This window comes from Microbacterium sp. Leaf151, assembly GCF_001424225.1.
Classification (GTDB): Bacteria; Actinomycetota; Actinomycetes; order Actinomycetales; family Microbacteriaceae; genus Microbacterium.
The window spans coordinates 593,339-616,559 of sequence record NZ_LMOR01000004.1 but is presented as its reverse complement, the minus strand read 5'-3'; the positions used below and the strand labels follow the sequence as shown (position 1 = coordinate 616,559).

Sequence of the window (23,221 nt, the reverse complement as noted above, 5' to 3'; positions counted from 1 at the left end):
GGTGACGTCCTGTCGTCGCTGGGCGTGTGTCCTGACGTTCCTTGACCGTGACGGCGTGGCGTTCCCGGCCGTGATGTCGCCGCGCTCGCTCGCCGTCGATCGGCCCGTCCGTCTGGTGAGGTGATCGCCTCTGGACCACCGGGTGAATCGGAACTCTCCCCCCTCGCGCGGCAAGCAAGGCATGTATACATTCCTTCTCAGTCCCCGGTCTCAACGGGGACCTCCGCACTCCGGACGAGCGCGGAGCTGCGGCGAGGGGAGGTGTCCGGTGGCCGGAGGAACCGTCGACGAGCGCGACGCCCGCGTCGTCGTGGAATGGATCACGGGGCGGCCCCGGTCGTTCCGGCGTGCGGTGTTCTGCGCTCCGGGCGCATCCGCCGGCCGGGTCGCGGTCACGCTCGGCGCGGACGACGTCCTTCTCGTCCCCGACGCCCTCCCGGTGGAGACGGCGGCGCGGGTCATCGGCTACCGGGGTGCGTTCGACGACATCGGCGACATGCTCCACGTCGCCGGTCACGCGATCGATCTGCAGCACTACGCGTCGGCGGCCTACGTCGAGCTCGTGGGTCCGACCGCCATGCGCTTCTTCGACCTCGACGGATGGCGTGCTTTCCTCGACGACGCCGATCTCGCCCGAGACGCGGGAGTCTTCGCCGGTCCGCTCGTCGACCCGAGACTGCGGCTCGCCGATGCCGGGACGGTCGACGCGCCGTTCGACGTCGCCCCGCCGAAAGCGCTTCACGTCCACGCCGATGGCCGCATCACCGCGGGCGCCCAGGGCGAGCGACTGGGAGCCGTCGACACCGCCGTCGACGACCTGTGGGCCTCCCGCCCGCGGTGGACGGCGCTGACGGGAGTCGTCGCCGAGACCGTCGTCGTCGACGGACTCGGCTCCCGGTCGTGGCTCGCGCGTTACCTGCGTGCCGCACAGGTCTGGGGCGTGCTCGGGATCCGACCCGGCGAGGGGCGGATCGACGGGTTCGGCTGGTCGGCGGACGCGGCGTCGGAGGGTGACGCGCAGCCGGGACCCGACGACGCCTTCCTCGTGGAGACGGCGGGCGGCGTGCTCCTCGCCGACCTGCGCACGCGTCGCCGGCAGCGCCTCTCCGACCTGACGGCCAGGGTCGTGGCGACCCTGCAGACCTCCAGCGATCCGAACCGTGCCACGGAGCGTCTCGCGCGGATGGAGCGGATCCCCGAGACGACCGCCGCGCAGTTGTGCGCCGAGGCCGCGGGGCGTCTCGGAGTCCGTGCCGGCGTGCCCCTGGCATCCCAGCCCGCCCGCTCCGCGCGCGCGGTCTCGGCGTCGCCGGTTCCCGGGCCGGGGGCATCGGGCGCCGGTCCCTCGGCGACGGTGGTTCTCGGAGGAGGCGCGTGAGTTCCGTCTGGCCGGCCCTGGTGCGCGCCGACGCGACCTTCGGCGCCGATCGGATCGCGATCTCGGCGCGCGGCCACCGCATCCGCTATGCCGACGGGTCGGAGCGCCTGTGCGCGACGAGCGGCCTGTGGAACGTGCCGCTCGGCTACGGCCACGAGGGTGTCGCCGACGCGGTCGCGAAAGCCCTGCACGACGCGTCGTATCTCACGCTGTTCCGCGCCGTCCACGGCCCCGCGCTCGAGGCTGCGGACGCCCTGCTCGACCTGGCGGGTCGCGAGTCGTATCGCCGCGTGATCTTCTCCACCTCGGGCGGCGCGGCCAACGACGCGGTGATGAAGCTCGTGCGGCAGTACCAGGGGGAGCGCGGCGAGGGTGCGCGCACGCTCGTCGTCGGTCTGCGCGGCAGCTACCACGGCACGATGTACGGCAGCCACGCGCTGAGCGGCGACGCGCTCGGCCAGGGCGCGTACGCACTCGACCGCCGCGCGGTGCGTCACGTCGAGTATCGCGACGGGGGTGAGGATCTCGGAGCGCTCCTGCGACGCGAAGGGCCCCGCGTAGCCGCCGTCGTCGTCGAGCCGGTGCTCGGCACCGGCGCTCACCCGCTTCCGACAGCGTTCGTCGAGACGGTTCTCGACCTCCGCGACGAGCACGGCTTCCTGCTCGTCGCGGACGAGGTCGCGACGGGATTCGGTCGCACCGGGCCGCTCTTCGCCTCGGAGGAGTGGTCGCGCTCGCCTGACCTGCTGGTGCTGTCCAAGGCCCTCACCAACGGAGCGGTCGGAGCCGCGGCCGTACTCGTCGGTGCGCGTGTCGCGGCGGAGTTCGCCGACCGCGGTGCCGTGTTCGTGCACGGCGAGACCCAGGCCGGGACTCCGACGTGCGCCGCTGCGGTGAGCGCCGTCGCGGAGGAGTTCCGCGGACGCGGGACGCGGGATGCCGTCGCGCGTGTGAGCGCAGGCGTCCGGGCACTCGCCGACGGCCTCGTCCGCGACGGTCTCGCCGTCGAGGTCCGGGGTCGCGGTGCCTTCCTCGGCCTGGCGCTCGCAGACCCCGTCGAGCCCCGCCTGCCCCCTGCGCGCGTCGCCGAGCTGGTGGACGCGATCCACACGGCCGGGGCGATCGTGCATCCGGGGGTCGACGGCATCCAGCTCCTCCCCGCCTACGGTTACACCGACGCCGATTTCGCGGAACTCGACGCGGCCATCCGGGTGGGCATCGCCCGGATGACGGAGCGGTGGGCGTGAGTGCGATCGTGCACCGGCGACGATCGACGCTCGTCGCCGGGTTCTCCGTCGCCCGTTCGGTGTGCGCGGCGGCGACGGCGGGGCGTCGGACGGCTGTCGTGGTCGACGCGCGGCTCGCGCATCTGGCCGACGTCGTCGCGCATCCCGCGGTCGTCGTCGCCCTCGACACCGCCCGCGTCGACGCCTCGGCCGTCGATGCCGTCGCCGCGCGACTCCGGGACGCCCGGGTCGAGACGGTCGTCGCGGTGGGAGGGGGCACGACGATCGACACGGCGGCGGTCGCCGCGGTCGGCGTCGCGTCGCCCCGCACGCTGACGTGGGCGCTCGATCGGTCGGCGCGTGTCGCGGTCGTGCCGCTCCCGCCCCCCGACGTCGCGGCGGTCGACGTCATCGCCGTCCCCACCACCCTTGGCACGTCCGCCGAGACGAACTCCGTCGCGATCGTCCGGACGGATCACGGGCAGCGACTGATCGTCGGCGAGGGGCTTCGCCCGCGCTACGCCGTCCTGGACGCCGATCACTACATCACGCTCCCGGGCGTGCAGGCCCGGACCGGATGCCTCGAAGCGATCCTGCGTCTGGCCGGTGCCAGTACGGCGGAACGTGCGCACCCCCGGGCGCACGCACACGCCGTCGCGATCGGCCGCGCCCTCGTCGGGCTCGGCGACGGGTCCTTGTCGCCCGCGGCGCGGCTGATGATCGCGCGCTGGAGCGCAGCCACGCAGCGCACGGCGGCCTTACGCGGACGCGTGTCCTTCAGTCCCCGTCACTGGTACCTCGCCAATGAGGTGTCCTTCGTCGCCCGCACGACGAAGATGCGCGCGACGGCGTCGATCGTCGCCGGCGTGTGGCGATGCATCGAGGATGGCGACTCCCGCTGGGGATCGCCGCGGCCGTTGGAGGCCTTCTGGCGCGAGGTGGTTCGCGGGACGCGGCTCCCGATCGCTCCCTCGGCGGGCATCGATGCTCTGGTCGCGCGATGGGCGCTCCCTCTCGCGACCCGACCCGACCCGGACGCCCTGACGTCGATGGCGGTCCGCGTGGAGCGGTGGTGGGGCGGGCGAGCACCCGCTCTGCCCGGGATCACGGCGTCCGACGTGCGCGCGGTGCTCGAGGGGGCCCGGTGGGCTCCGACCTCCGCACGCGCCGACGCGTCACGACTCGCCCCGGAGACCATCCCGATGAGATCGAGAGGAGGTGACCACACATGACGTCTCTCGCTCTTTCGCCGCAGCTGCAGTTCGAGGAGCTCGACGCCCTGGAGACCCCGAGCTGGGAGAGCTTCTATCAGGGCGTCCTGGGCGGACTCGCCGTCGTCGGTATCGGCATCGCCATCGCCACGTGAGGGCGAACCGATCGACCCCGTGACCATCAAGGAGGTGACATGCACATGACTTCCACCCTGGAGTTCGTCGAGCTCGACTCGATGGACGCCCCTGACGACGGATGGGATTGGTTCCGCGGCTTCAGCTACGGGGTGGCCCTCGGGCTCATCGCCCTGTCCGCCACCTGAGGACTCTCGACGGATGCCGCGACCGTGGCATCCCTTCCTCTGCCGCACTGAGGAGGTGACACATGCCGAACGATCTCGCTCTGGGCTTCGAGGAACTCGACGCCCTCGACGCGCCGATGGAGTGGTGGGAGCACGCCAGCTACCTCATCGCCATCGCCGCCGCGACGGTCGCCATCGCGACCTGAACGCCATCGAGGGGGAGACGCCGCCGGCGTGTCCCCCTCGACGGTCCACCACCACACCTCCAGGAGGAGCCATGACCGCACCGCTCACCGACTCCGTGCGCCACCGCCTGGCGGAAGCCGGATGCGTCGCCGACCCGAGCGACGTGTACGCCGGTGACGGCGCACGGTTCTACGACGACCTCGTCGGGCCGGACCGATCCGAGATCCTCGAGGTGCTCGCCGTCGCGCGCCGCAGCGGTCCCGAGGTGCTCGACCTCGCCGCGGGGACCGGCCGGCTCACCGTCCCGCTGCTGCGTTCCGGCGCGCGTGTCACCGCCCTCGACCTCTCGCCCGACATGCTCGCGCGACTTCGCGACGCCGTCCCGCCGCAGTCGCCGTGCACGTTCGTCGTCGCCGACATGTGCGCGTTCGATCTCGAGCGAGCCTTCGATCTCATCGTGCTCGGCGCGACCTCCATTACGCTGCTCGGCGGCGCGGACCGTCGACGCCTTTACGGTGCCGTCCGTCGGCACCTCGCTCCTACCGGGAGCCTGCTGCTCTCGGTCGCGGGGTCTGGCGCGGTCGCCCAGCTACGCGTTTCCTCCGATCGGGAGATCGCCGTCGAGACGGCACACGGACACACGGACTACCTGCAATCCCAGCAGGTCGAGGCGGGCGGCGCCACGCGCATCGTGAATTGGATGCCGTTCCCGCTGCCCACGTCGCCGGGTCCCGTGCGCGTGTTGACCACACGGCTGCAGCTCCTCGACGCGGCGACGGTGACCGCCGAACTGCGGGACGCCGGGTTCGCCCCGCCCGCGACGATCCCGGTGCGCACGAACGGGGCCGTGCCGGGTGAGGGCATGGTGCTGCTGCACACCCGCGCCGACGACGGAGGCGCCGATGTCGCGTGATGCGCTCCGCCCGCCCGCCCGTGCACCGCACGCCGCGGTACCGCCGCGGCTCGCCGACACCGTTCGCATCGAGCCCGCGGCCAACGGCGGGCACTGGCTCGTCAGCATCGACGGCGTGCCGGTGTCGCGGGCGTCCTCGACCGTCGCGGCGACCCTGAGTGCGATGGACGGCACTGCCGCCGTCGACGACCTGCGCCGGCGCTTCGCCCCCGACCAGGAGCCGGAAGCGTTCGCCGCACTCGTGGAGCGTTTCCGCCGGGCCGGTCTGCTCGAGGGCTCACCGAGGCGCCCCGCCGGGCGCGTGACCTATCGGCCGCCGCTGACGATCCAGCTCGCGACGCTGCGCGCCCCTCTCCTCTTCGATCGTCTGCATCGGCTGCTGCGGCCGCTCCTGCGTCGGTGGCTGGTGTGGCCGCTCGCGGCGATCGTCGTCCTGGGTGGCGTCGCTCTGGTGTGGCAGGCCGAGACGGCCGCCCGCGCGCTCACCTCTCCGCTCCCGCTGGCCGACCTGGGCCTCGTCGCGGCGGTGATGATCGCCGCAACCCTGGCCCACGAGGCCGCGCACGGCCTGACGCTTTCTCACGCGGGTGCGCAGCCGCGTCGCGCCGGGGTGATGCTGTTGTACCTCGGCCCGGCGTTCTTCGTCGACGTCACCGACGCGTGGCGCCTTCCCTCGCGCGCCTCCCGCGTCGTGGTGGCCCTGGCGGGTCCGGCGGTCCACGCCGTCCTCGGCGGGGCCGCGGCCCTGGGGGCGCTCGCCGTTCCCGACTCCGACCTGCGCCGGGCGCTGCTCGTCGTGGCGTGCACGTGCGTCACGGTGGTCGTGGTCAACCTGGTCCCGTTCGTCCGCTTCGACGGCTACCTGGCGCTCATGAGCGCGCTGGACGAGCCCCGTCTGCGCGCCCGCACGATGAGCGACGCCGCGGACGCCCTCCGTCGCGTCCTCTTCGGCGGCCCGGCGGGACCGCGGTCGTTTCCGCGTCGATGGAGCGTGCCCTTCGGGGTGCTGAGCGCCCTCGTACCCACCGTCATCGTGGGGTTCGCCGTCGAACGGGCGGTGCGCGCCCTCGCCGGCACGGGGCCGGTGGGCGCGTTCCTCGTCCTCGCCCTTCAATCGTTCGTCGTGGTCGCCGTCGGCGTACGCGTCGCGCGATGGCTGGTGGCGTGTTGGCGGCGGGGCACAGGACGCCTCCGATTCGTCCTGCTGGCGGCCTTCCTGACGGCCGCCGCCTTCGGCGCGGCGGCCTCCGTCCCGGTCGACGACGTCCGCACGACCGGCTTCGTCGTGGCCGACGACCGGGTGCTCCTCGTGTCGACGGATGATTCGCCCGCGTCGCTCCCCGTGGCCGACGGCAGCCCGGTCGACCTGTCGACGAGCGGGATCCTCTCCGCGCACGTCGCGACCGGGACCGCGTGGGCGACGGCGCCGCGCCCCCGGGCCGTGCCCCTCTCGGCGTTCTCGCCCCTCGAGGTGAGCGGAGTCGACGTGGACGCCGTCGTGATCGGCGCCGTTGATGTCGCCGAGAGCTCCGAACTGCCCGTCGCCGGCCGCGCGAGCCTCCGCCTCGGCTCCCGTTCCGTGCTCGAGGCGGCGTGGACGACCCACGTCGTCGAGCCGGCGTCTGTCCTCCTCTCGTTCCTGAGCCCGCCGGACACCGATACGAAAGAGACCCGACGATGATCGACCCCGCTATCGAGGTGCGCCACCTCACCAAGAGATACGGTTCCCGCACGGCCGTCGAAGACGTTTCGTTCGCCGTGCGTCGCGGCAGCGTCGTGGGGCTGCTCGGCCCGAACGGAGCGGGGAAGTCCACGACGCTGCGCACCGTCGTCGGTCTGTCCGCCCCGACCGACGGCGAGTCACTCGTCGACGGCCTGCCGTTCCGCCGTCTCGTGCAGCCGTCGGCCCACATCGGTGTGCAGATGGACGGATTCGGCTTCGAGCCCGGCATCACGGCGCGACGACACCTCGACATCGCACGCCTCGCTGTCGGTGCCCCCCGCCGGCGTGTCGACGAGGTGCTCGACGAGGTCGGGCTCGCCGGCGACGCCCGGCGGCGAGTGAAGTCCTTCTCGACGGGCATGGTGCAGAGGCTCGGGCTCGCGGCCGCGCTCATCGGCTCGCCCCGCACGCTCGTGCTCGACGAACCCTCTAACGGCCTCGACCCGGACGGCATCCGGTGGTTGCGTCGCTACCTCCGGTCCTTCGCGCAGGCCGGGGGATCGGTGCTCGTATCGAGCCATCAGCTCGCCGAACTCGAGCACACCGTCGACGAAGTCGTCATCCTCCAGCGCCGGGTGCTGTATTCCGGCGCGCTCGACGACCTGGTGCGCGGCCCCGGGGACTCCCTCGAGGATCGCTACTTCGACCTCGTCGAGGGGAGCCGCGCGTGATCGGGGCGATGCGTGCCGAGATCCTGCGCGCGCGCAGCGGGTTCAACACCCTCGCGGTCCTGCTGCTGGCGGGGTTCGTCCCCGTCATCGTCCTCACCAGCGACGACACCCTCGGGCGGATGACGGGCCTGGATGCCGAGACCGCCGCGGGTCTGCTCTTCGCCCCGGTCGCGTGGACCTTCGTGGTGGCGGCGTTCGCGGGGGCGTTCGGCGTGACCCGCGAGTTCTATTACGGATCGATGGGCCGGACGGTCGTCCAGGTCGGGTTCGCGCGCGCATTCGTCGGCAAGGTCCTCGCGGCGATGGTCGTCGGACTGGTCCTCACCGCCGGCCTGATCCTCCTCTGGTGCGGTGTCGGCGCCGTGGTGCTGAGCGTGAATGGGCTCGCTTTCGCTCCGTCCCCGGCGGTGTTCCGGACGGCGCTCGGCGCGCTTCCCGCGACGGCGCTGGGGTCCGTCTGCGGCGCCGCGGTCGGCTGGATCGTGGGCAACTACTACGCCGCGGCCGCCCTGGTACTGGCAGGTCCGATCGCCCTCGAGCTCGCTCTGCTCGGCACCGCACCCGACATGGCCCGCTTCCTGCCGGGGCTGTCGCTCGCTGCACTGGCGTCGCCGCAGAACCATCCCGTGCTGCTCTCGCCGGGCGGTGGTCTGGCCGTGGCCCTCGCCTGGGCTCTCGCCCTGACGACGGGTGCGTGGATCGTCGGACGGCGGCGGTTCGCGTGACGGCCGCTCCCGTGGTGGCCGCTCCCTCCCTGCCGCGGCGCGTGGGTCGCGCTCTCGCCGCTCAGGGGCGGAGCTTCGGGGCCGACCTGACCCTCGGCGGGATCGGTGCGGCCACGTTCGTGCTCTCCGCGTCCATCGCCGCGAGCATCCCCCCTGACGTCGCCGGGGCGCCCGAGGACGTGAAGATGCTGGTGGTCGGGCCGCTGTCGGCGGTGATCGGCGTCTATGCCGCTGTCATGGCCGCGATCTACGGCTCGTTCCGGTACACGGTGGACCGTCGCTCCGGGGTCGTCGCGCAGCGGGCGACGCTGCAGTCGCGCCCCTGGGCGCTCGTCGGTCGGGTGCCGTTCGCGGCGCTGGGCGGAGCGACGGTCGCTGCCGCGGCGGTGCTCGGCGGGCGTCTCGCGCTGGTGCCGACTTTCGGTCTCGCCGGCGTGGATCTCGGCGATGTCCTGGCGATCCTCGCCGTGGGCGCGGCCGCCGCGGTCTGGGGACTCGGCGTCGGGCTCGTCGTCCAGGCGCATCTGCCGGCGCTTTTCATCGCCCCGTTCTCGATCAGCGCCGCGTTGATGGCGGCTTCCCTGTGGCCGGACATCTCGGCCTGGATGCCGCTACCCACGATGCTCCGCGGCGCCGGCCTCGATCTCGAGGCGCTCGGCATCGGCGAGACCGTCGGACCGGGACAGGGGCTCGCGTGCGCTCTGGCGACCGCATGGGTAGCCATCGCGCTCGCCGCGGGCGCGTGGTCGTTCCTGCGGCGAGACGTGCGGTGACCAGAGCGTCGTCGGCGCTCTCCGGGGACGACGGAGAAGTGGATCGCCCCGTCGGTCGCCTCAGACGCGCACGCGCGCGATGATCTCGCCGTACTCGGTCTCGCCGACCGCCTCGAAGCCGACGCGCTCGAAGAACGCCTCGGGGCCGCCGACGCCGGGTTCGTAGATCACGTCGACGTGGTCCATGCCGCGGCCGCGTGCCTCCTCGAGGACGGCGGCGAGGGCGTAGCTGCCGACGCCGCGGCCCTGCTCGTCTGCGTCGACGTTGATGCGCCAGAGCACCGAGCGGAAGTGCTCCTCGTGCGCGTCGGGGTCGAAGTTGGCGCTGACGAACCCGACGACCTCGTCGGCGTCGAGCACGACCCGCTGCCACGACGTCTGCGGATTGCTCACGGTCGCAGCGATGCCGTAGCTGACCGGAGCGAGGAACTGCTCCTGGCCGGGCTTGAGCGACAGGGTGTTCACCGCCACGATCGTGGCGGCGGACAGTTCGACGAGACGCAGGTCAGCCATGCGCCCAGGTTAGCGGCACGGCCACCGAGTCCCAAGGTCGCCCGCGCTTCCCGGCCCCGCCCGTCACCCGCGCGTGGTCGATCCGCGTCTCGACGTTCACCCGTGCCGGTGCGGCGACCCCGGCGCGCGAAGTGGCGCGGCGAACGGTTCCGAGGGAGAAGTATCTCGATATCGAGAGACTTTGCCCACGTGCGATAGGCTGAAACGCAACCCTGGCCGCCTCTACGGAGAGATCTGACGTGCCCGATTCCACCATCATTTACACGTACACCGACGAGGCGCCGGCTCTTGCCACCGCGTCGTTCCTGCCCATCGTGCAGGCCGTCACGAAGCAGGCGGGGGTCGACGTCGAAACCCGCGACATCTCGCTCGCCGGCCGCATCCTGGCGGCCTTCCCCGAGCGGCTCACCGCCGAGCAGCGGGTCGGCGACGCGCTCGCCGAGCTCGGCGGCCTCGCGACGCTGCCCGAGGCGAACATCATCAAGCTGCCGAACATCTCGGCATCCATTCCTCAGCTGAAGGCCGCGATCGCCGAGCTGCGGGCGCAGGGCTACGACATCCCCGATTACCCCGATGAGGCATCGAGCGACGCCGACAAAGATGTGCGCGCCCGCTACGATCGCATCAAGGGGTCGGCTGTGAACCCGGTGCTGCGCGAGGGCAACAGCGATCGCCGCGCGCCCCTCGCGGTGAAGAATTACGCCAAGAAGCACCCGCACCGCAACAAGGCCTTCGGTGAGGGTTCGAAGACCCGGGTCGCCACCCTCGGCCACGACGACTTCCGCTCGAACGAGAAGTCGGTCGTGATCGCCGCCGACGACGTGCTCTCGATCCAGCACGTCGGCGCCGACGGCACCGTCACCACGCTGAAGCAGGGCCTGAAGGTGCTCCAGGACGAAATCGTGGATGCCACGTTCCTTTCGGCCGCCGCTCTCGACGCGTTCCTCGCCGACACGTTGGCCGAGGCGAAGGCCGACGACGTGCTGTACTCGGTGCACCTCAAGGCCACCATGATGAAGGTCAGCGACCCGATCATCTTCGGCCACGTCGTCAAGGCGTTCTTCGCCGACGTGTTCGACCGCTACGGCGACGCCCTCGCCGCCGCCGGCCTGACCCCCAACGACGGCCTCGGCTCGATCCTGGCGGGTCTGTCGAGCGTCGAGGGCGGCGACGCCATCGCGACCGACATCCGCGACGCGCTGGCATCCGGTCCCCGCCTGTCATACGTCAACAGTGACAAGGGCACCACCAATCTGCACGTGCCCTCCGACGTGATCGTGGATGCCTCCATGCCCGCGCTCATCCGCAACGGCGGCAAGCTGTGGGGGGTCGACGGGGGAGAAGACGACACCCTCGCCGTCATCCCCGACTCGTCCTACGCCGGCGTGTACCAGGCGACCATCGACGACGTCATCGCGAACGGTCCGCTGGATCCCGCCACCATCGGCTCGGTGCCGAACGTCGGGCTCATGGCCCAAGCCGCCGAGGAATACGGCAGCCACGATAAGACTTTCGAGATCCCCGCGGCCGGCCGCGTACAGGTCGTCGCCTCGAATGGTGATGTGCTGCTCGAGCACGAGGTGAACGCGGGCGACATCTGGCGCGCGACGCAGACGAAAGACGTCGCTGTGCGCGACTGGGTGAAGCTCGCCGTCACGCGCGCCCGGGCGGCCGGTGTGCCCGCGGTGTTCTGGCTCGACGAGAGCCGCGCGCACGACCGCAACCTGATCGCCAAGGTCAACGAGTACCTCGCCGACCACGACACCGAGGGCCTCACGATCGAGATCCTCGCCCCGGCGGACGCGACGAAGTACTCCCTCGACCGCATCCGCCGCGGCGAGGACACCATCTCGGTCACCGGCAATGTGCTGCGCGACTACCTCACCGACCTGTTCCCGATCCTCGAGGTGGGTACGAGCGCCAAGATGCTCTCGATCGTCCCGCTTCTCGCGGGTGGCGGCCTGTTCGAGACCGGCGCCGGCGGTTCCGCGCCGAAGCACGTGCAGCAGCTCGTCGAGCAGGACTATTTGCGCTGGGACTCGCTGGGGGAGTTCTTCGCCCTCGCGGCCTCGCTCGAGCACCTCGCCGACACCACCGGCAACGACCGCGCTCGCGTCCTCGCGCAGACCCTCGATGCCGCGACCGGCACGTTCCTCGAGAACGACAAGTCGCCCGGTCGCGCCCTCGGCACCATCGACAACCGCGGGAGCCACTTCTACCTCGCCCTCTACTGGGCGCAGGAGCTGGCGAAGCAGTCGACGGATGCCGACCTCGCGGCGATCTTCGCGCCGGTCGCCGAGCAGCTCGCCGCGGAGGAGCAGACCATCGTCTCCGAGCTGAACGCGGTGCAGGGCCACGCGGCCGAGATCGGCGGCTATTACCGCCCCGATACGGCCCTCGTCGAAAAGATCATGCGCCCCTCGACCACGCTGAACGCGGTGATCGACGGACTCCGCTGAGTCTCTGACACGCAGATCCCGGGAGGGGCGGATGCCGCACGGCATCCGCCCCTCCTTCGGGTCCGGCCGCGAAACGCGTGTTCGAGCCGGCACAGCTCCTGCTTGCGCGAGCTCACGACGCCGCTCGAGCGCCTCCCACAGACGCAGCGCAGGAGTCGTGCGCGAGGCGGCACGGCAACGCGGTGGTCAGCGAGGCGGCGGGAGCGGATTCCCTGCGTTGTTTCTCGAGGCGGAACGCCCCACGCGGCCCCCGCGAACGAGAACGCCGGCGACAAGCGGACGCGATCGACGCGATGCGGCAGGTGCCGGAATCTGCGTCGCCGGCGACGAGAAAGGGGCGGATGCCGTTCGGCGTCCGCCCCTTTCTTGGTCCGGGCTCAGTAGTGAACCGAGACCTCGGTGCCCTTGTACGCCCAGTCGTAGAGCTCTTTGGCGTTGTTGACCGTGAGGTTGATGCAGCCATGACTCATCGGGGTGCCGAAGTTGTTGTGCCAGTAGGTCCCGTGGAACCCCTCGTCGCCGTTGAAGTACGCGACCCACGGGACGTCTTTGGTGCAGTAGTCGTAGCCGTCGACGCACCCCATGTCTTGCATCGTCGTCTTCCAGCCGATGCGGAATTCGCCGGTGTGGGTCTCCCAGCCGCTCTTGCCCGACGACATCGACCAGTTGCGGTAGACCTGGCCGTTCTCGTACAGGGTGACGGACTGGGCGCTGAGGTTGACCTCGATGCGACGCTCGGTCTTCTTAGTGTCGAAGGGCGTCTCGGCGACGGTGAGGGCGTAACGTGCGTTGCCCTCGGCGAGCTGCGAAGCGAAGGCCGCGGCGATGCCGCTCGTGTCGCCGAGCGAGCGACCGGTCTGGCCCTCGGTGAAGGCCTTGATGACCTCGCCACCGCTGTCGACGATGACGTCGGCGTCGACGGCGGCACGGTCGACGGTGCCGGCGAGACCCGCGACGGCGTTCTGGATGGCGGCTTCGTCGGCCGAGATGGCGAACGCGCCCTTGCCGTCGGGCGTGACGGTGATCCAGGATGCCGCGGTGGCACGGTCGACGGGCACCGTGCGCTCGTCGCCGACGTAGAAGCCCGCCGAGTCGAGGATGCCGTTGAGCTTCGCCACGGCGGCGTCGGCCTCTTCGGTCGAGACGGGGGCGTCGACGGCGACCAGGCCCGCTTCGACCGTGGTCGAGGGGGTGCCGGCGTCGAACGCAGACTGCAGTGCGGCGGTGACGGTGGAGACGTCGATGCCCTCGCCGGCCTCGGCGGGGGTGGTCACGTAGGTCTGGGAACCGGCGTCGTACGCGAGCGAGGCGTCGACCGGCGCACGGAAGGCGCCGGGCGCGCGGTCGCGCAGGGCGGCGGCCGCATCGGCGGCGTCGACGTCGACAGCGACGCCGGTGCCCTGCGGGAACCACGACGCGGGCTTCCACATGGGGTTGTCGGCGAACGCCTTGTCGGCGACGGCGGCCGCGTCGACCGTGGCGCCGAGGTCGGCACCGGTGACGGTGACCTCACCGGCGGGGCTCTCGACGGTGACGGTCGTCTGCGCCAGGCGAGCCTCGATGGCCTGCGCTGCGGCTCCCGCGGTCAGGCCGCCGATCTGCACACCGGCGACGGACGCACCGGGCGCGATCAGCACCAGGGACGCGGCGATGAGGGCCACGGCCGTGGCGCCGGCGGGGATGCCGATCCACAGGCCGGAGCGGTTCTTACGCGCCTTGGGCTCGGCCGGAGCCCAGGCGTACGTGGCGCCGTCGGTACCGTCGGTCATTGGTCGAACCCCCCACAAGTCAGTCTTCCCATGCTATGGGAGACCGCTGCGCGTTCGCCGGGAGCCACGTCACGTTCTCATCACGCCCGTGTCGTCGCGACCCTCACGGCGCGAAGACCTTGCCCGGATTCAGGATGCCGAGCGGGTCGAACACCCGGGCGATGTCGCGCTGCAGTCGCCACTGGTCGTCGCCCAGCTCGTCGGCCAGCCAGCGCCGCTTGAGAACGCCGATCCCGTGCTCGCCGGTCAGCGTGCCACCCAGTGCGAGGGCCGCGCGGAAGAGCTCCTCGGCGGCATCCCACACCACCGGCGGGACCTCGGGGCCCTCGAACACGAAGTTCGGGTGCAGATTGCCGTCGCCCGCGTGAGCGACCGCCGGGATCGCGAGTCCGAACTGCCGCTCGATGCGCGCGATCTCGTCGAACATGTCGGGTAGCGCGCTGCGGGGAACGGAGACGTCCTCGATGAGCGTCGTGCCCAGCGTCTCCATCGCCGGATGCATGGCGCGGCGGATCGCCAGCAGCGCCTCGCCCTCGGCGGCGTCGGCTGCGACGGTGACGGTGCCGCCGGCCGCGCGGAGGACGTCGGCGATCGCGCGGGCTTCCGTGGCGGCGACGGGCCCGTCCGTCTGCACCGTCAGCTGCGCCGCGCCCGGGGGAGGAGCCGGCAGCGACAGCAACCGGTGCACGGCCGCGAGGCTCGTGGCATCCATGAGCTCCATGATCGCGGGCTGCGCACCGGATGCCGTGACCGCGGCCGAGGCTACGGCGGCGGCGCGCACGCCGTCGAACAGCGCGGTCAGCGTGACGCGCTCACCCTCGACGAGACGGCGGAGCTTCAGGGTGGCGCCCACCACCACGCCGAGCGTTCCCTCGGAGCCGATGACCAGCGACGTGAGGTCGAGACCGGTGACGCCCTTGACGCTGCGATGGCCGAGGCGCAGCAGGCGGCCGTCTGCGAGGACGAGGTCGACGCCGAGCACCGCGTCGCGCACCACGCCGTACTTCGCGCAGAGCAACCCGCCGGCACCGGTGGCGATGTTGCCACCGACCGTCGAGATGGCGCGGCTGGCCGGGTCGGGCGCCCACCAGACGCCGTGCGGCTCGAGCAGCGCGTTCAGATCGGCATTGAGGATGCCGGGCTCGACCACGGCGAGGAGGTCGTCGGGCCGCACCTCGAGCACCCGGTCCATGCCGCGCACCGAGAGGCTGATCTCGCCGCCGCCGGTGTTGGCGCCGCCCGCGAGTCCCGTGCCGGCGCCGCGCGGGACGACCGGGGTACGGGTGGCCGAGGCGATGCGCAACGTCGCCTGCACATCGGCGACGGATGCCGCGTGCACGACGGCGAGGGGGAGGCCCGGGGCCGAGTGACCCGACTTGTCGGCACGCACGGCCTCGAGGGCGGAGGGACGGACGTCGACCCGCTCGCCGAATTCCGCGCGCAGCAGGGCGACGACGTCGGTGCTCACGCCAAGCGCCGGCGGCCGTTCACCGCGCCCACGGTCACCGCGACGACGGCGAAGCCGAGTCCGATCCACGCCTGGCCCATGCTCCACCAGGCGATGGTGGCGGCGGCGTAGACGAAGAGCTCGACGATGGCGCGGATGAAGGGGTGCACGGCGAGCACCGCACGGGGAGAGACGAACAGCGCCCACACCACGATGGCGAGGGCGGGTGCACCGAGCCCCGCGACGATGTTCCAGGGCAGTGGCCAGGCCGTGAAGCCCCAGATGGCCAGCGTGACGAACGCGACGAGACCGCAGGCCACGCTGATGATCTCGATCGCGGTCGGGCGGGGACGCATGCCCGGATCGAGGGGCGCAGCGGCACGGACGCGGGGAGTGTCGGACACGTCTTCGATGGTACGTCGTCTGCGATGGTGCGGTGCCGGCCGGCTCGGCGCGGGCGATCCCTTGCGGGGGTCCGTCGCTCGGGGGCGGTGGCTCCTGCGCGACGGGGTCTTCCGCGCGGGCCGAGGTACGCCCTCGGCACCGTCCGTTCCCCGGGAAACCCGCAGGATGCGCTCTGCGTGCCGCGGGGGAAACCGGTAATGTGGCAGCGTCGCGACTGGCGTTGAGGTGGGACACCACCGGGGAGCGACCGCTTGACGGTATTCGACCGTACGCCTGGGTCGATGCGGTATCTCCGCGGATTCGCCGAGTCCGTGGCATCCCGAACCATCGTCAAGGAGATCGCATGACCGATCCGTACTTCAACGCCCCTCTCTCCGAGGTCGACCCCGAGATCGCCGAGGTTCTGCAGCGCGAGCTCGACCGTCAGCGCGGCTTCCTCGAGATGATCGCGTCCGAGAACTTCGTCCCCGTCTCGGTGCTGCAGTCGCAGGGCTCGGTGCTCACCAACAAGTACGCCGAGGGCTACCCGGGTCGTCGTTACTACGGCGGCTGCGAAGAGGTCGACGTGGCCGAGTCCCTCGCGATCGAGCGTGCCAAGACGCTGTTCGGTGCCGGGTACGCCAACGTCCAGCCGCACTCGGGTGCGTCGGCGAACGCGGCGGTGCTGCACGCCATCGCCCGCCCCGGCGACACGCTGCTCGGCCTCGCCCTCGACCAGGGCGGTCACCTCACTCACGGCATGAAGATCAACTTCTCGGGCCGCCTCTACGACATCGTCGCCTACGGCGTCGACCCCGAGACCTCGATCATCGACATGGACGAGGTGCGCCGTCTCGCCCTCGAGCACAAGCCGAAGGTCATCATCGCCGGTTGGTCGGCCTACCCCCGACAGCTCGACTTCGAGGCCTTCCGCGCGATCGCCGACGAGGTGGGCGCCCTGCTGTGGGTCGACATGGCTCACTTCGCCGGTCTGGTCGCCGCGGGCGTGCACCCCTCGCCGATCCCGCACGCGCACGTCGTGTCGACCACCGTGCACAAGACGATCGGCGGCCCCCGCTCGGGTCTCATCCTCACCAACGACGAAGCCCTCGCCAAGAAGATCAACACCGCGGTCTTCCCCGGTCAGCAGGGCGGCCCGCTCATGCACGTCATCGCCGCGAAGGCGACGGCGTTCAAGCTCGCGCTGACGCCGGAGTTCAAGGAGCGCCAGGAGCGCACCCTGCGGGGCGCGTCGATCCTCGCCGACCGTCTCACCCAGGACGACGTCAAGAATGCCGGCATCGCCGTGCGCTCGGGTGGCACCGACGTGCACCTCGTGCTCGTCGACCTCCGCGAGGCCGAGATCGACGGCAAGCAGGCCGAAGACCTGCTGCACGAGATCCACATCACGGTCAACCGCAACGCCGTGCCCAACGACCCGCGCCCGCCGATGGTGACCTCGGGTCTGCGCATCGGCACCCCGGCGCTCGCGACCCGCGGCTTCGGCGACGCGGAGTTCACCGAGGTGGCCGACATCATCGCCCTCGCGCTGATCCCGGGCGCCGACGTCGAGGCGCTGCGCGCGCGCGTCGCGAAGCTGGCCGACGCCTTCCCGCTGTACCCCGACCTGCAGCAGTGAGCCCCGCCGGGGCGGGGTGGCGTGCTGCGGCCCCGTCTCGGCGGGTGACCCGCCGTCTGCACGGCGGCGGGTGCCGGCATCCGGTCCCGCTGTGGCGCACACGGCATCCGACCCGCTTCGCATAAACGCGATCCGCTTCGCATAAACACGATCCGCGCGCATAAACGCGAGCAGAGCGTGTTTATCCCCGTCGTGGGCGTTTATGCGCGCGGTGGTGGCCGGTCCGCAGCCGACGGCCTCGCGGCCCTCAAAGGGCGCCGGCGTCACCGCTCAGCACGCACAAACGCAATCCGCTCGCACAAACGCGATCCGCTCGCATAAACGCGATCCGCTCGCATAAACGCGATCCGCTCGCATAAACGCGAGGACAGTGCGTTTACGCGAGCAGGAAGCGTTTATGCGTGGGGTGGACACCCCCGCGCAACCCGATCGACACTCCGTACGACCCCGATCAATACCCCGCACGACCCCGATCGACACCCCGCACGACCCCCATCGACACTCAGGAAGAGGGATGCCATGACGGCGACGATTCTCGACGGCAAGGCCGCGTCCGCGGCCATCAAAGACGAATTGGCCGAGCGGGTCGCCGCTCTGCGCGAGCGCGGCATCGTGCCCGGTATCGCCACCGTGCTCGTGGGCGCCGACCCGGCGTCGCAGCTGTACGTCGGGATGAAGCACAAGCAATCCGAGGCGATCGGCATGAACTCGATCCAGGTCGAGCTGCCCGCGGAGGCGACTCAGGAAGAGGTCGAGGCCGTCATCGACCGGCTCAATGCCGACCCCGCGTGTCACGGCTACATCGTCCAGCTGCCGCTGCCGAAGCACATCGACACGGATCGGGTGCTCGAGCGCATCGATCCGGCGAAGGATGCCGACGGCCTGCATCCCACCAACCTCGGCCGCCTGGTGCTCAACGTCAACGCACCCATCCTCACTCCGCTGCCCTGCACGCCGCGGGGAGTGATCGAGCTGCTGCTGCGCAACGATTACGACCTGAAGGGCAAAGAGGTCGTCGTTGTCGGGCGCGGCGTGACCATCGGCCGCTCGATCGGCCTGCTGTTGACCCGCCGCGAGATCAACGCGACCGTGACGCTGACGCACACCGGCACGGCCGACCTGTCGAAGCACCTGCGGGATGCCGACGTGATCGTGGCCGCCGCGGGCGTGAAGCACATCGTGCGCGCCGAAGACGTCAAGCCCGGAGCCGCCGTGCTCGACGTGGGTGTCACCCGCGAGACCGACCCCGAGACCGGCAAGTCGCGCGTGTACGGCGACGTGCACCCGGACGTCGCCGAGGTGGCGGGCTTCGTGTCGCCCAACCCCGGGGGCGTCGGACCGATGACGGTGGCCCTGCTGATGACGAACGTCGTCGAGGCCGCCGAGCGCGCGGCATCCGCCTGATCTCCGCGTGCGCGTCGCATCTGCGGAGCACAGGACGCGAGCCATCGCGTCTCACCACCGCACGCCGGTGAACCACGCCGTGCCGTCGACTGAACAGACGGATTCGCGCGCGCAATGGGGGAGGCGCGCACCCGCCCGACGTGGCAAGGTTTTCTCATGACTGAGTCAGTACTGAACGACCTCCTCCGCCGCGTGACCGAGAGCGGCCTTCTCGACGACGCCCAGATCGACGAAGACAGCGTCATCGGTGCGGCGCAGCTGGAGGCCGCGGGTGTCGAGGTCGAGGTCGACCTCGATCCCGAGCTCGACGACGAGGACGCCCCCGATCTCGACGCCATCATGTCGGGCCTGAAAGACATCCTCACGGTGAGCGAGGACCGCTGGCGCGCCATCGTCGAAGAGGTCGCGAGCGACATCGAGGACGCCCTCGACGACGGTGAGCTCGACGCCGATGTCGACCTCCGCACCGATCTCGAAGCGATCGGTGTGGGCGTGTTCGCCGACGCGATCATCGTGGTCTTCGCGGGTGAGACGTCGTTCCCCGACGCGCTCGTGCACGTGCAGCTGACGCCCGACCTCGAGGTCGAAGACATCGAGATCATCGGCGACGACGATGAGGACGACGAAGAGACCACCGAGGGCTGATCCTCGACACGAGAAGAGGGACCGAGCCGCTCGGCTCGGTCCCTCTTCTTTCGTTCGGCTCGGGCTGCGGTCAGACGATCGCGGCGCGGAGCGCGGCCGCGGCGGCGCCCACGTCGGGGGCGCTGTAGATGGCGCTGCCGGCGACGGCGACCCGCGCGCCCGACTTCTGCACGTCGGCGATGCTCGCGACGGTGACACCGCCGGCGACCGAGAAGGGCACACCGGCCGCTTCGCCGTCGCGCAGCAGGGTGCCGAAGGTGAAGCCCTCTTCGGCCTGCTCGTCGAGGCCGGCGTGCATCTCGACGAACTCGGCGCCGAGGGCGATGACCTCGCGGGCGCGGGCGGGCTTGTCGGCCACCCCGATCAGGTCGACGACGACGCCCTTGCCGTGCTTCTTGGCCGCGGTGACCGCGCCGACGATCGTGCTGTCACCGGCCGAGCCGAGCACGGTGACGAGGTCGGCACCGGCGCCGAAGGCGATGTCGGCTTCGAGCTCACCGGCATCCATCGTCTTCAGGTCGGCGAAGACGATCTTGTCGGGGTGCGCCTTCTTGATCGCGGTGATGGCCGAGAGGCCTTCGCTCTTGATGAGCGGCGTGCCCAGCTCGAGGATGTCGACGTGGGGCGCCGCGGCGGCGGCGAGATCGAGGGCGGCCTCGGTCGTGAGGGTGTCCATGGCGAACTGCAGCTTCATGCGGGTGTCCTTACTTTCTGCGGTGGGGAGGGAGGAATCATTCGAGGTTCGCGTGGCGCGGCCAGAGGTCGTCGGCCGAGAGCCCCGAGCGCTGCCACAGCGCGTCGAAGATCGCGTCGCCCACGAGCACGACGGCCTGCTCGAAGAGACCGCCCGCGTACTGCGTCGAGGAGGCTCCCGAGCGGTCGAGCTTCGCCGCGGCGGGCACCACGACGAGGGCGTCGGCAGTGCGGCCCAGCGGGGAATCGGCTGCCGTGGTGATCGCGACGATGCGCGCGCCGACCTCGGTCGCCGTGTCGGCCGCGCGGACGATTCCCGCCGTCGTGCCCGAGCCGCTCGCGGTCAGGAGCGCGTCGCCGGGGCCGATGGCCGGGGTGGTGGTCTCGCCGGCGACGTGTACGTCGAGGCCGAGGTGCATGAGGCGCATCGCGGTCATGCGCAGCGCCAGGCCCGAGCGACCGGCACCGAGGACGAAGACGCGGTCGGCGTCGGTCAGCACGTCGAGGACGACGTCAAGACCGGTTGGCTCGGCGGCGAGATGGTCGACGACCGCGGTCAGCTCGCCGGAGATCCGGGCGAGGGAGTCCGCTATGCGGGCGTCGGAAGAAGACATGCCTCCATGCTCCGCCTCACCGGGCGTGACCGTCGCCGGTCGATGGCACGGGCCTACCTACCCGAACGGGTAGGTGCCTGCCGATGGGCTAGGTTTGGCGCGTGAACGAGTCGCCCGAACCGTCCCCGACCGCGTCTCGCGATTCCGCCATCGAACACGAACGCATCGTCGCCGAGCAGGCCGACCGTCATGCCGTGACGCTCGAATCGGTGTTGGCGATCCTGCGGTCGACGAGGCTCGACGACCGGGCCGCGCGCGCCCTGGCCGTCGAGACCGCGGCTGCCGCCCTCGTCGATCTGCGGACGTCCACCGATCAGCAGCGCAGCGCCCTGCTGGAACCCGTGACCGGTGCGTTCGCTCGCCTGCGCACCGACCTCCGCCCGCTCGTCCGGCACGGCGACCTCGACGTGCAGTTCGTCGAGCCGCCGGCGACCGGACGTGCCCTGCCGGGCGAAGTCGCCCACGAGGCGCGGGCCATCGTCCGCAGCGCCGTGCTCGCCCTGCTCGACCGGGGCACCCCCCACCGCGTGCGCATCCAGTGGGACTGCGACGGGCTGAATCTGCTGGTCGGCATCCGCGACGACGGAGCGGGCACCCTCACCGCCCACGACGACTCGTTGGGGCCGATCGTGGAGCGGGTCAGCGCACTCAACGGCTCGTTCGACGTCGCTTCGACGCCCGGGTGGGGCTCTGAGCTGTCGGTCGTGCTGCCGCTCGATCCGCCGCCGCGGCCCGATTTCCTCGACGAGGCGGTCGACCTCAGCCCGCGCGAGAGCGAGGTGCTCAGCCTGGTCGTCGCGGGTTCGCGCAACCGCGCCATCGCGGAACGTCTGGGGATCAGCGAGAACACGGCGAAGTTCCACGTGTCGAACCTGCTGCGGAAGGCCGGCGTCTCCACGCGCGCGGAGCTGGCGGCGCTCGGGACCGCGCGCGGTCAGTAGCTCTCGCGCTCGCTGCTCCGCGGGGCGACGAAGCGCGCCGCGAGCGCCTCCGATGCGCGGGCGAGAAGGGCGACGTCGGCACCGACCGCGACGAAGTCGGCGCCCGCATCGAGGTACGCATCAGCGACGGCGGGATCGAAGGCGTTCACGCCGACCGGGGTCCCGGCATCCTGTGCTGCGGCGAATACCGCGTGCACCGCCGCGACGACGTCGGGGTGCGACTGCTGCCCCAGGAGCCCCATGGATGCCGAGAGGTCGGAGGGGCCGACGAAGACGGCATCCACCCCCTCGACGGCCGCGATCTCGGCGGCGTTGGCGACGCCCGCGGTCGTCTCGATCTGCACCGTCAGCGAGACGTGCTCGGCGGCCCCCGCGAGGTAGCCGTCGATGCGGTTCCAGCGGGCGCTGCGGGCGAGGGCGCTGCCGACCCCGCGGATGCCTGTCGGCGGGTACCGCGTCGCCGCGACCGCCGCGCGCGCCTCGTCGGCGGTGGAGATCATGGGGACGATGAGGTTCTGCGCCCCCACGTCGAGCACGCGTTTGATGATCACGGGGTCGTTCCACGGCACCCGGACGACCGGGGTCACCGGGTAGGCGGCGGCGACCTGCAGCTGGGTCAGCACCGACTCCAGCGAGGTCGCGGAATGCTCCATGTCGATGAGCAGCCAGTCGAGGCCGGAGCCGGCGGCGACCTCCGCGACCACCGCGCTGCCCGAGCACACCCACATTCCGGCGAGCGGGCGATCGGATGCTGCGAGGACGGCGCGGAAGGTGGGGCTCAGACGAAGCGGCACGAGATCGTTCCCATCGGTCCGTAGTCGCACAGCACGTCGTCGCCCCGCGACACCCACATCGGGCGTGTGAACGATCCTGCCAGGATGATCTCGCCCGCCTCCAGGCGCGCGCCGTGCTGGTGGAATTTGTTCGCGAGCCACGCGACGCCGGTGGCGGGGTGGCCGAGGACACCGGCGGCGACGCCGGTCTCCTCGATCTCGCCGTTGCGGCTGAGGACGCCCGGAACCCAGCGCAGGTCGACCTCGTCGGGGCGCTTGCGAACGTCGCCCAGCACCATCGCGCCGTAGGCGGCGTTGTCACTGATGGTGTCGACGATGGTGCGGCCCTCGAGCTCGATGTGCGAATTGAGCACCTCGAGCGCGGGCACGGCGTAGTCGATCGCGGCGAGGGCGTCCTCGAGCGTGCAGTCGGGGCCTTCGAGCGGCGCCTTCAGCACGAAGGCGAGCTCGACCTCGATGCGCACGTTCGAGAAGTGGTCGACGGGGATCTGCGCGCCGGAGCGGTAGACGGTGTCGTCGAACATCACGCCGTAGTCGGGCTCGGTGATCCCCGTCGCCTGCTGCATCGCCTTGGAGGTCAGCCCGATCTTGCGCCCCACGAGGGTGCGGCCGGCGGCGATCTGCGTGTCGCGCCAGCGGCCCTGGATCCGATACGAGTCGTCGACCGTGGCATCCGGGTACCTCGTCGTGATGCGCGGGATGACCGCGTGGGCGCGGTCGGCCTCGGCGAGCTTGGCCGCGATGGCGTCGATCTGTGCGTCGGTGAGCATGCTGTCCTTCTTGCGTCGTGCGGACGTCGTCCCGATTGTGG

General features: G+C 71.3%; 24 protein-coding genes and 1 riboswitch. Of the genes, 16 read left to right on the top strand and 8 right to left on the bottom strand.

All coding sequences use genetic code 11. The annotated features are described in order from the left end of the window. Positions 1 to 268: 268 nt before the first annotated feature. From mpaB to ASF76_RS13505, 11 genes are all read left to right on the top strand, one after another. On the top strand, positions 269 to 1,378 hold the full coding sequence (gene mpaB, locus ASF76_RS13540) for a daptide biosynthesis RiPP recognition protein (protein WP_055958788.1): 1,110 nt from the start codon (positions 269 to 271) through the stop codon (positions 1,376 to 1,378). Further along, a complete protein-coding gene (mpaD, locus tag ASF76_RS13535) occupies positions 1,375 to 2,625 on the top strand; it encodes a daptide-type RiPP biosynthesis aminotransferase (protein WP_156459261.1) in 1,251 nt (416 codons plus the stop codon). The genes mpaB and mpaD overlap by 4 nt, the downstream gene beginning before the upstream one ends. Beyond that, positions 2,622 to 3,836 carry an iron-containing alcohol dehydrogenase gene (locus ASF76_RS13530; protein ID WP_162240825.1) on the top strand — a complete coding sequence of 405 codons (1,215 nt, stop codon included), beginning with the start codon at positions 2,622 to 2,624 and terminating at the stop codon, positions 3,834 to 3,836. Before mpaD ends, ASF76_RS13530 begins: the two co-directional genes overlap by 4 nt. After that, positions 3,833 to 3,970 (top strand): MpaA1 family daptide-type RiPP, encoded by a 138-nt coding sequence (mpaA1, locus tag ASF76_RS17365; protein WP_200936136.1) that lies wholly within the window; start codon positions 3,833 to 3,835, stop codon positions 3,968 to 3,970. The genes ASF76_RS13530 and mpaA1 overlap by 4 nt, the downstream gene beginning before the upstream one ends. Positions 3,971 to 4,015: 45 nt before the next feature. Next, entirely contained in the window at positions 4,016 to 4,138 is a 123-nt protein-coding gene (mpaA2, locus tag ASF76_RS17625; RefSeq protein WP_268774746.1) for an MpaA2 family daptide-type RiPP, read from the top strand. A gap of 62 nt (positions 4,139 to 4,200) precedes the next feature. Then, on the top strand, positions 4,201 to 4,323 hold the full coding sequence (mpaA3, locus tag ASF76_RS17620; RefSeq protein WP_268774744.1) for an MpaA3 family daptide-type RiPP: 123 nt from the start codon (positions 4,201 to 4,203) through the stop codon (positions 4,321 to 4,323). 71 nt (positions 4,324 to 4,394) lie between these two features. Beyond that, on the top strand, positions 4,395 to 5,216 hold the full coding sequence (mpaM, locus tag ASF76_RS13525) for a daptide-type RiPP biosynthesis methyltransferase (protein WP_055958782.1): 822 nt from the start codon (positions 4,395 to 4,397) through the stop codon (positions 5,214 to 5,216). Then, on the top strand, positions 5,206 to 6,897 hold the full coding sequence (mpaP, locus tag ASF76_RS13520; RefSeq protein ID WP_055958779.1) for a daptide biosynthesis intramembrane metalloprotease: 1,692 nt from the start codon (positions 5,206 to 5,208) through the stop codon (positions 6,895 to 6,897). The genes mpaM and mpaP overlap by 11 nt, the downstream gene beginning before the upstream one ends. Beyond that, positions 6,894 to 7,610 carry an ABC transporter ATP-binding protein gene (locus ASF76_RS13515; RefSeq protein ID WP_055958775.1) on the top strand — a complete coding sequence of 239 codons (717 nt, stop codon included), beginning with the start codon at positions 6,894 to 6,896 and terminating at the stop codon, positions 7,608 to 7,610. The genes mpaP and ASF76_RS13515 overlap by 4 nt, the downstream gene beginning before the upstream one ends. Beyond that, positions 7,607 to 8,335: a hypothetical protein gene (locus tag ASF76_RS13510; protein WP_055958772.1), complete on the top strand. Its 729-nt coding sequence runs from the start codon at positions 7,607 to 7,609 to the stop codon at positions 8,333 to 8,335. Before ASF76_RS13515 ends, ASF76_RS13510 begins: the two co-directional genes overlap by 4 nt. Continuing rightward, positions 8,332 to 9,108 carry a hypothetical protein gene (locus tag ASF76_RS13505; RefSeq protein ID WP_156459260.1) on the top strand — a complete coding sequence of 259 codons (777 nt, stop codon included), beginning with the start codon at positions 8,332 to 8,334 and terminating at the stop codon, positions 9,106 to 9,108. Before ASF76_RS13510 ends, ASF76_RS13505 begins: the two co-directional genes overlap by 4 nt. Before the next feature lie 60 nt (positions 9,109 to 9,168). Here ASF76_RS13505 and ASF76_RS13500 read toward each other — a convergent pair whose 3' ends face one another. After that, positions 9,169 to 9,621 carry a GNAT family N-acetyltransferase gene (locus ASF76_RS13500; protein WP_055958767.1) on the bottom strand — a complete coding sequence of 151 codons (453 nt, stop codon included), beginning with the start codon at positions 9,619 to 9,621 and terminating at the stop codon, positions 9,169 to 9,171. Positions 9,622 to 9,860: 239 nt separating this feature from the next. Here ASF76_RS13500 and ASF76_RS13495 point away from each other — a divergent pair, with 239 nt between their 5' ends. Beyond that, positions 9,861 to 12,080, top strand: a complete 2,220-nt coding sequence (locus ASF76_RS13495; protein WP_055958763.1) for an NADP-dependent isocitrate dehydrogenase — start codon at positions 9,861 to 9,863, stop codon at positions 12,078 to 12,080. Between the two features lie 377 nt (positions 12,081 to 12,457). Here ASF76_RS13495 and ASF76_RS13490 read toward each other — a convergent pair whose 3' ends face one another. From ASF76_RS13490 to ASF76_RS13480, 3 genes are all read right to left on the bottom strand, one after another. Then, positions 12,458 to 13,849 (bottom strand): L,D-transpeptidase family protein, encoded by a 1,392-nt coding sequence (locus ASF76_RS13490; RefSeq protein WP_055958760.1) that lies wholly within the window; start codon positions 13,847 to 13,849, stop codon positions 12,458 to 12,460. Between the two features lie 103 nt (positions 13,850 to 13,952). After that, positions 13,953 to 15,317 (bottom strand): FAD-binding oxidoreductase, encoded by a 1,365-nt coding sequence (locus ASF76_RS13485; RefSeq protein WP_055958756.1) that lies wholly within the window; start codon positions 15,315 to 15,317, stop codon positions 13,953 to 13,955. Further along, complete coding sequence (locus ASF76_RS13480; RefSeq protein ID WP_235561304.1) at positions 15,314 to 15,700, bottom strand: YrdB family protein; 387 nt, start codon at positions 15,698 to 15,700, stop codon at positions 15,314 to 15,316. The genes ASF76_RS13485 and ASF76_RS13480 overlap by 4 nt, the downstream gene beginning before the upstream one ends. Positions 15,701 to 15,901: 201 nt before the next feature. Beyond that, a riboswitch (ZMP/ZTP riboswitch) is annotated at positions 15,902 to 15,987 on the top strand. Positions 15,988 to 16,044: 57 nt separating this feature from the next. Between ASF76_RS13480 and glyA the strand changes: the two genes are divergently transcribed. From glyA to ASF76_RS13465, 3 genes are all read left to right on the top strand, one after another. After that, positions 16,045 to 17,319: a serine hydroxymethyltransferase gene (gene glyA / locus ASF76_RS13475; RefSeq protein ID WP_055958753.1), complete on the top strand. Its 1,275-nt coding sequence runs from the start codon at positions 16,045 to 16,047 to the stop codon at positions 17,317 to 17,319. A gap of 519 nt (positions 17,320 to 17,838) precedes the next feature. Then, entirely contained in the window at positions 17,839 to 18,723 is an 885-nt protein-coding gene (locus tag ASF76_RS13470) for a bifunctional methylenetetrahydrofolate dehydrogenase/methenyltetrahydrofolate cyclohydrolase (protein ID WP_055958748.1), read from the top strand. Positions 18,724 to 18,879: 156 nt separating this feature from the next. Further along, positions 18,880 to 19,368 carry a hypothetical protein gene (locus ASF76_RS13465; protein ID WP_055958745.1) on the top strand — a complete coding sequence of 163 codons (489 nt, stop codon included), beginning with the start codon at positions 18,880 to 18,882 and terminating at the stop codon, positions 19,366 to 19,368. Between the two features lie 70 nt (positions 19,369 to 19,438). On the opposite strand, the gene hxlA is transcribed toward ASF76_RS13465, so the two are convergent. Both hxlA and hxlB read right to left on the bottom strand, forming a co-directional pair. Beyond that, complete coding sequence (hxlA, locus tag ASF76_RS13460; RefSeq protein WP_055958741.1) at positions 19,439 to 20,062, bottom strand: 3-hexulose-6-phosphate synthase; 624 nt, start codon at positions 20,060 to 20,062, stop codon at positions 19,439 to 19,441. 37 nt (positions 20,063 to 20,099) lie between these two features. Next, complete coding sequence (gene hxlB / locus ASF76_RS13455; RefSeq protein ID WP_055958738.1) at positions 20,100 to 20,675, bottom strand: 6-phospho-3-hexuloisomerase; 576 nt, start codon at positions 20,673 to 20,675, stop codon at positions 20,100 to 20,102. 101 nt (positions 20,676 to 20,776) lie between these two features. On the opposite strand from hxlB, the gene ASF76_RS13450 reads away from it, so the two are divergent. Next, positions 20,777 to 21,616: a helix-turn-helix transcriptional regulator gene (locus ASF76_RS13450; protein ID WP_055958735.1), complete on the top strand. Its 840-nt coding sequence runs from the start codon at positions 20,777 to 20,779 to the stop codon at positions 21,614 to 21,616. On the opposite strand, the gene ASF76_RS13445 is transcribed toward ASF76_RS13450, so the two are convergent. Together ASF76_RS13445 and ASF76_RS13440 are read right to left on the bottom strand one after the other, a co-directional pair. Then, entirely contained in the window at positions 21,610 to 22,410 is an 801-nt protein-coding gene (locus ASF76_RS13445; RefSeq protein WP_055958731.1) for an HpcH/HpaI aldolase family protein, read from the bottom strand. The two genes, ASF76_RS13450 and ASF76_RS13445, sit on opposite strands and share 7 nt — an antisense overlap. Continuing rightward, positions 22,395 to 23,180, bottom strand: a complete 786-nt coding sequence (locus tag ASF76_RS13440) for a fumarylacetoacetate hydrolase family protein (protein WP_055958729.1) — start codon at positions 23,178 to 23,180, stop codon at positions 22,395 to 22,397. The genes ASF76_RS13445 and ASF76_RS13440 overlap by 16 nt, the downstream gene beginning before the upstream one ends. Between the last annotated feature and the right edge of the window lie 41 nt (positions 23,181 to 23,221).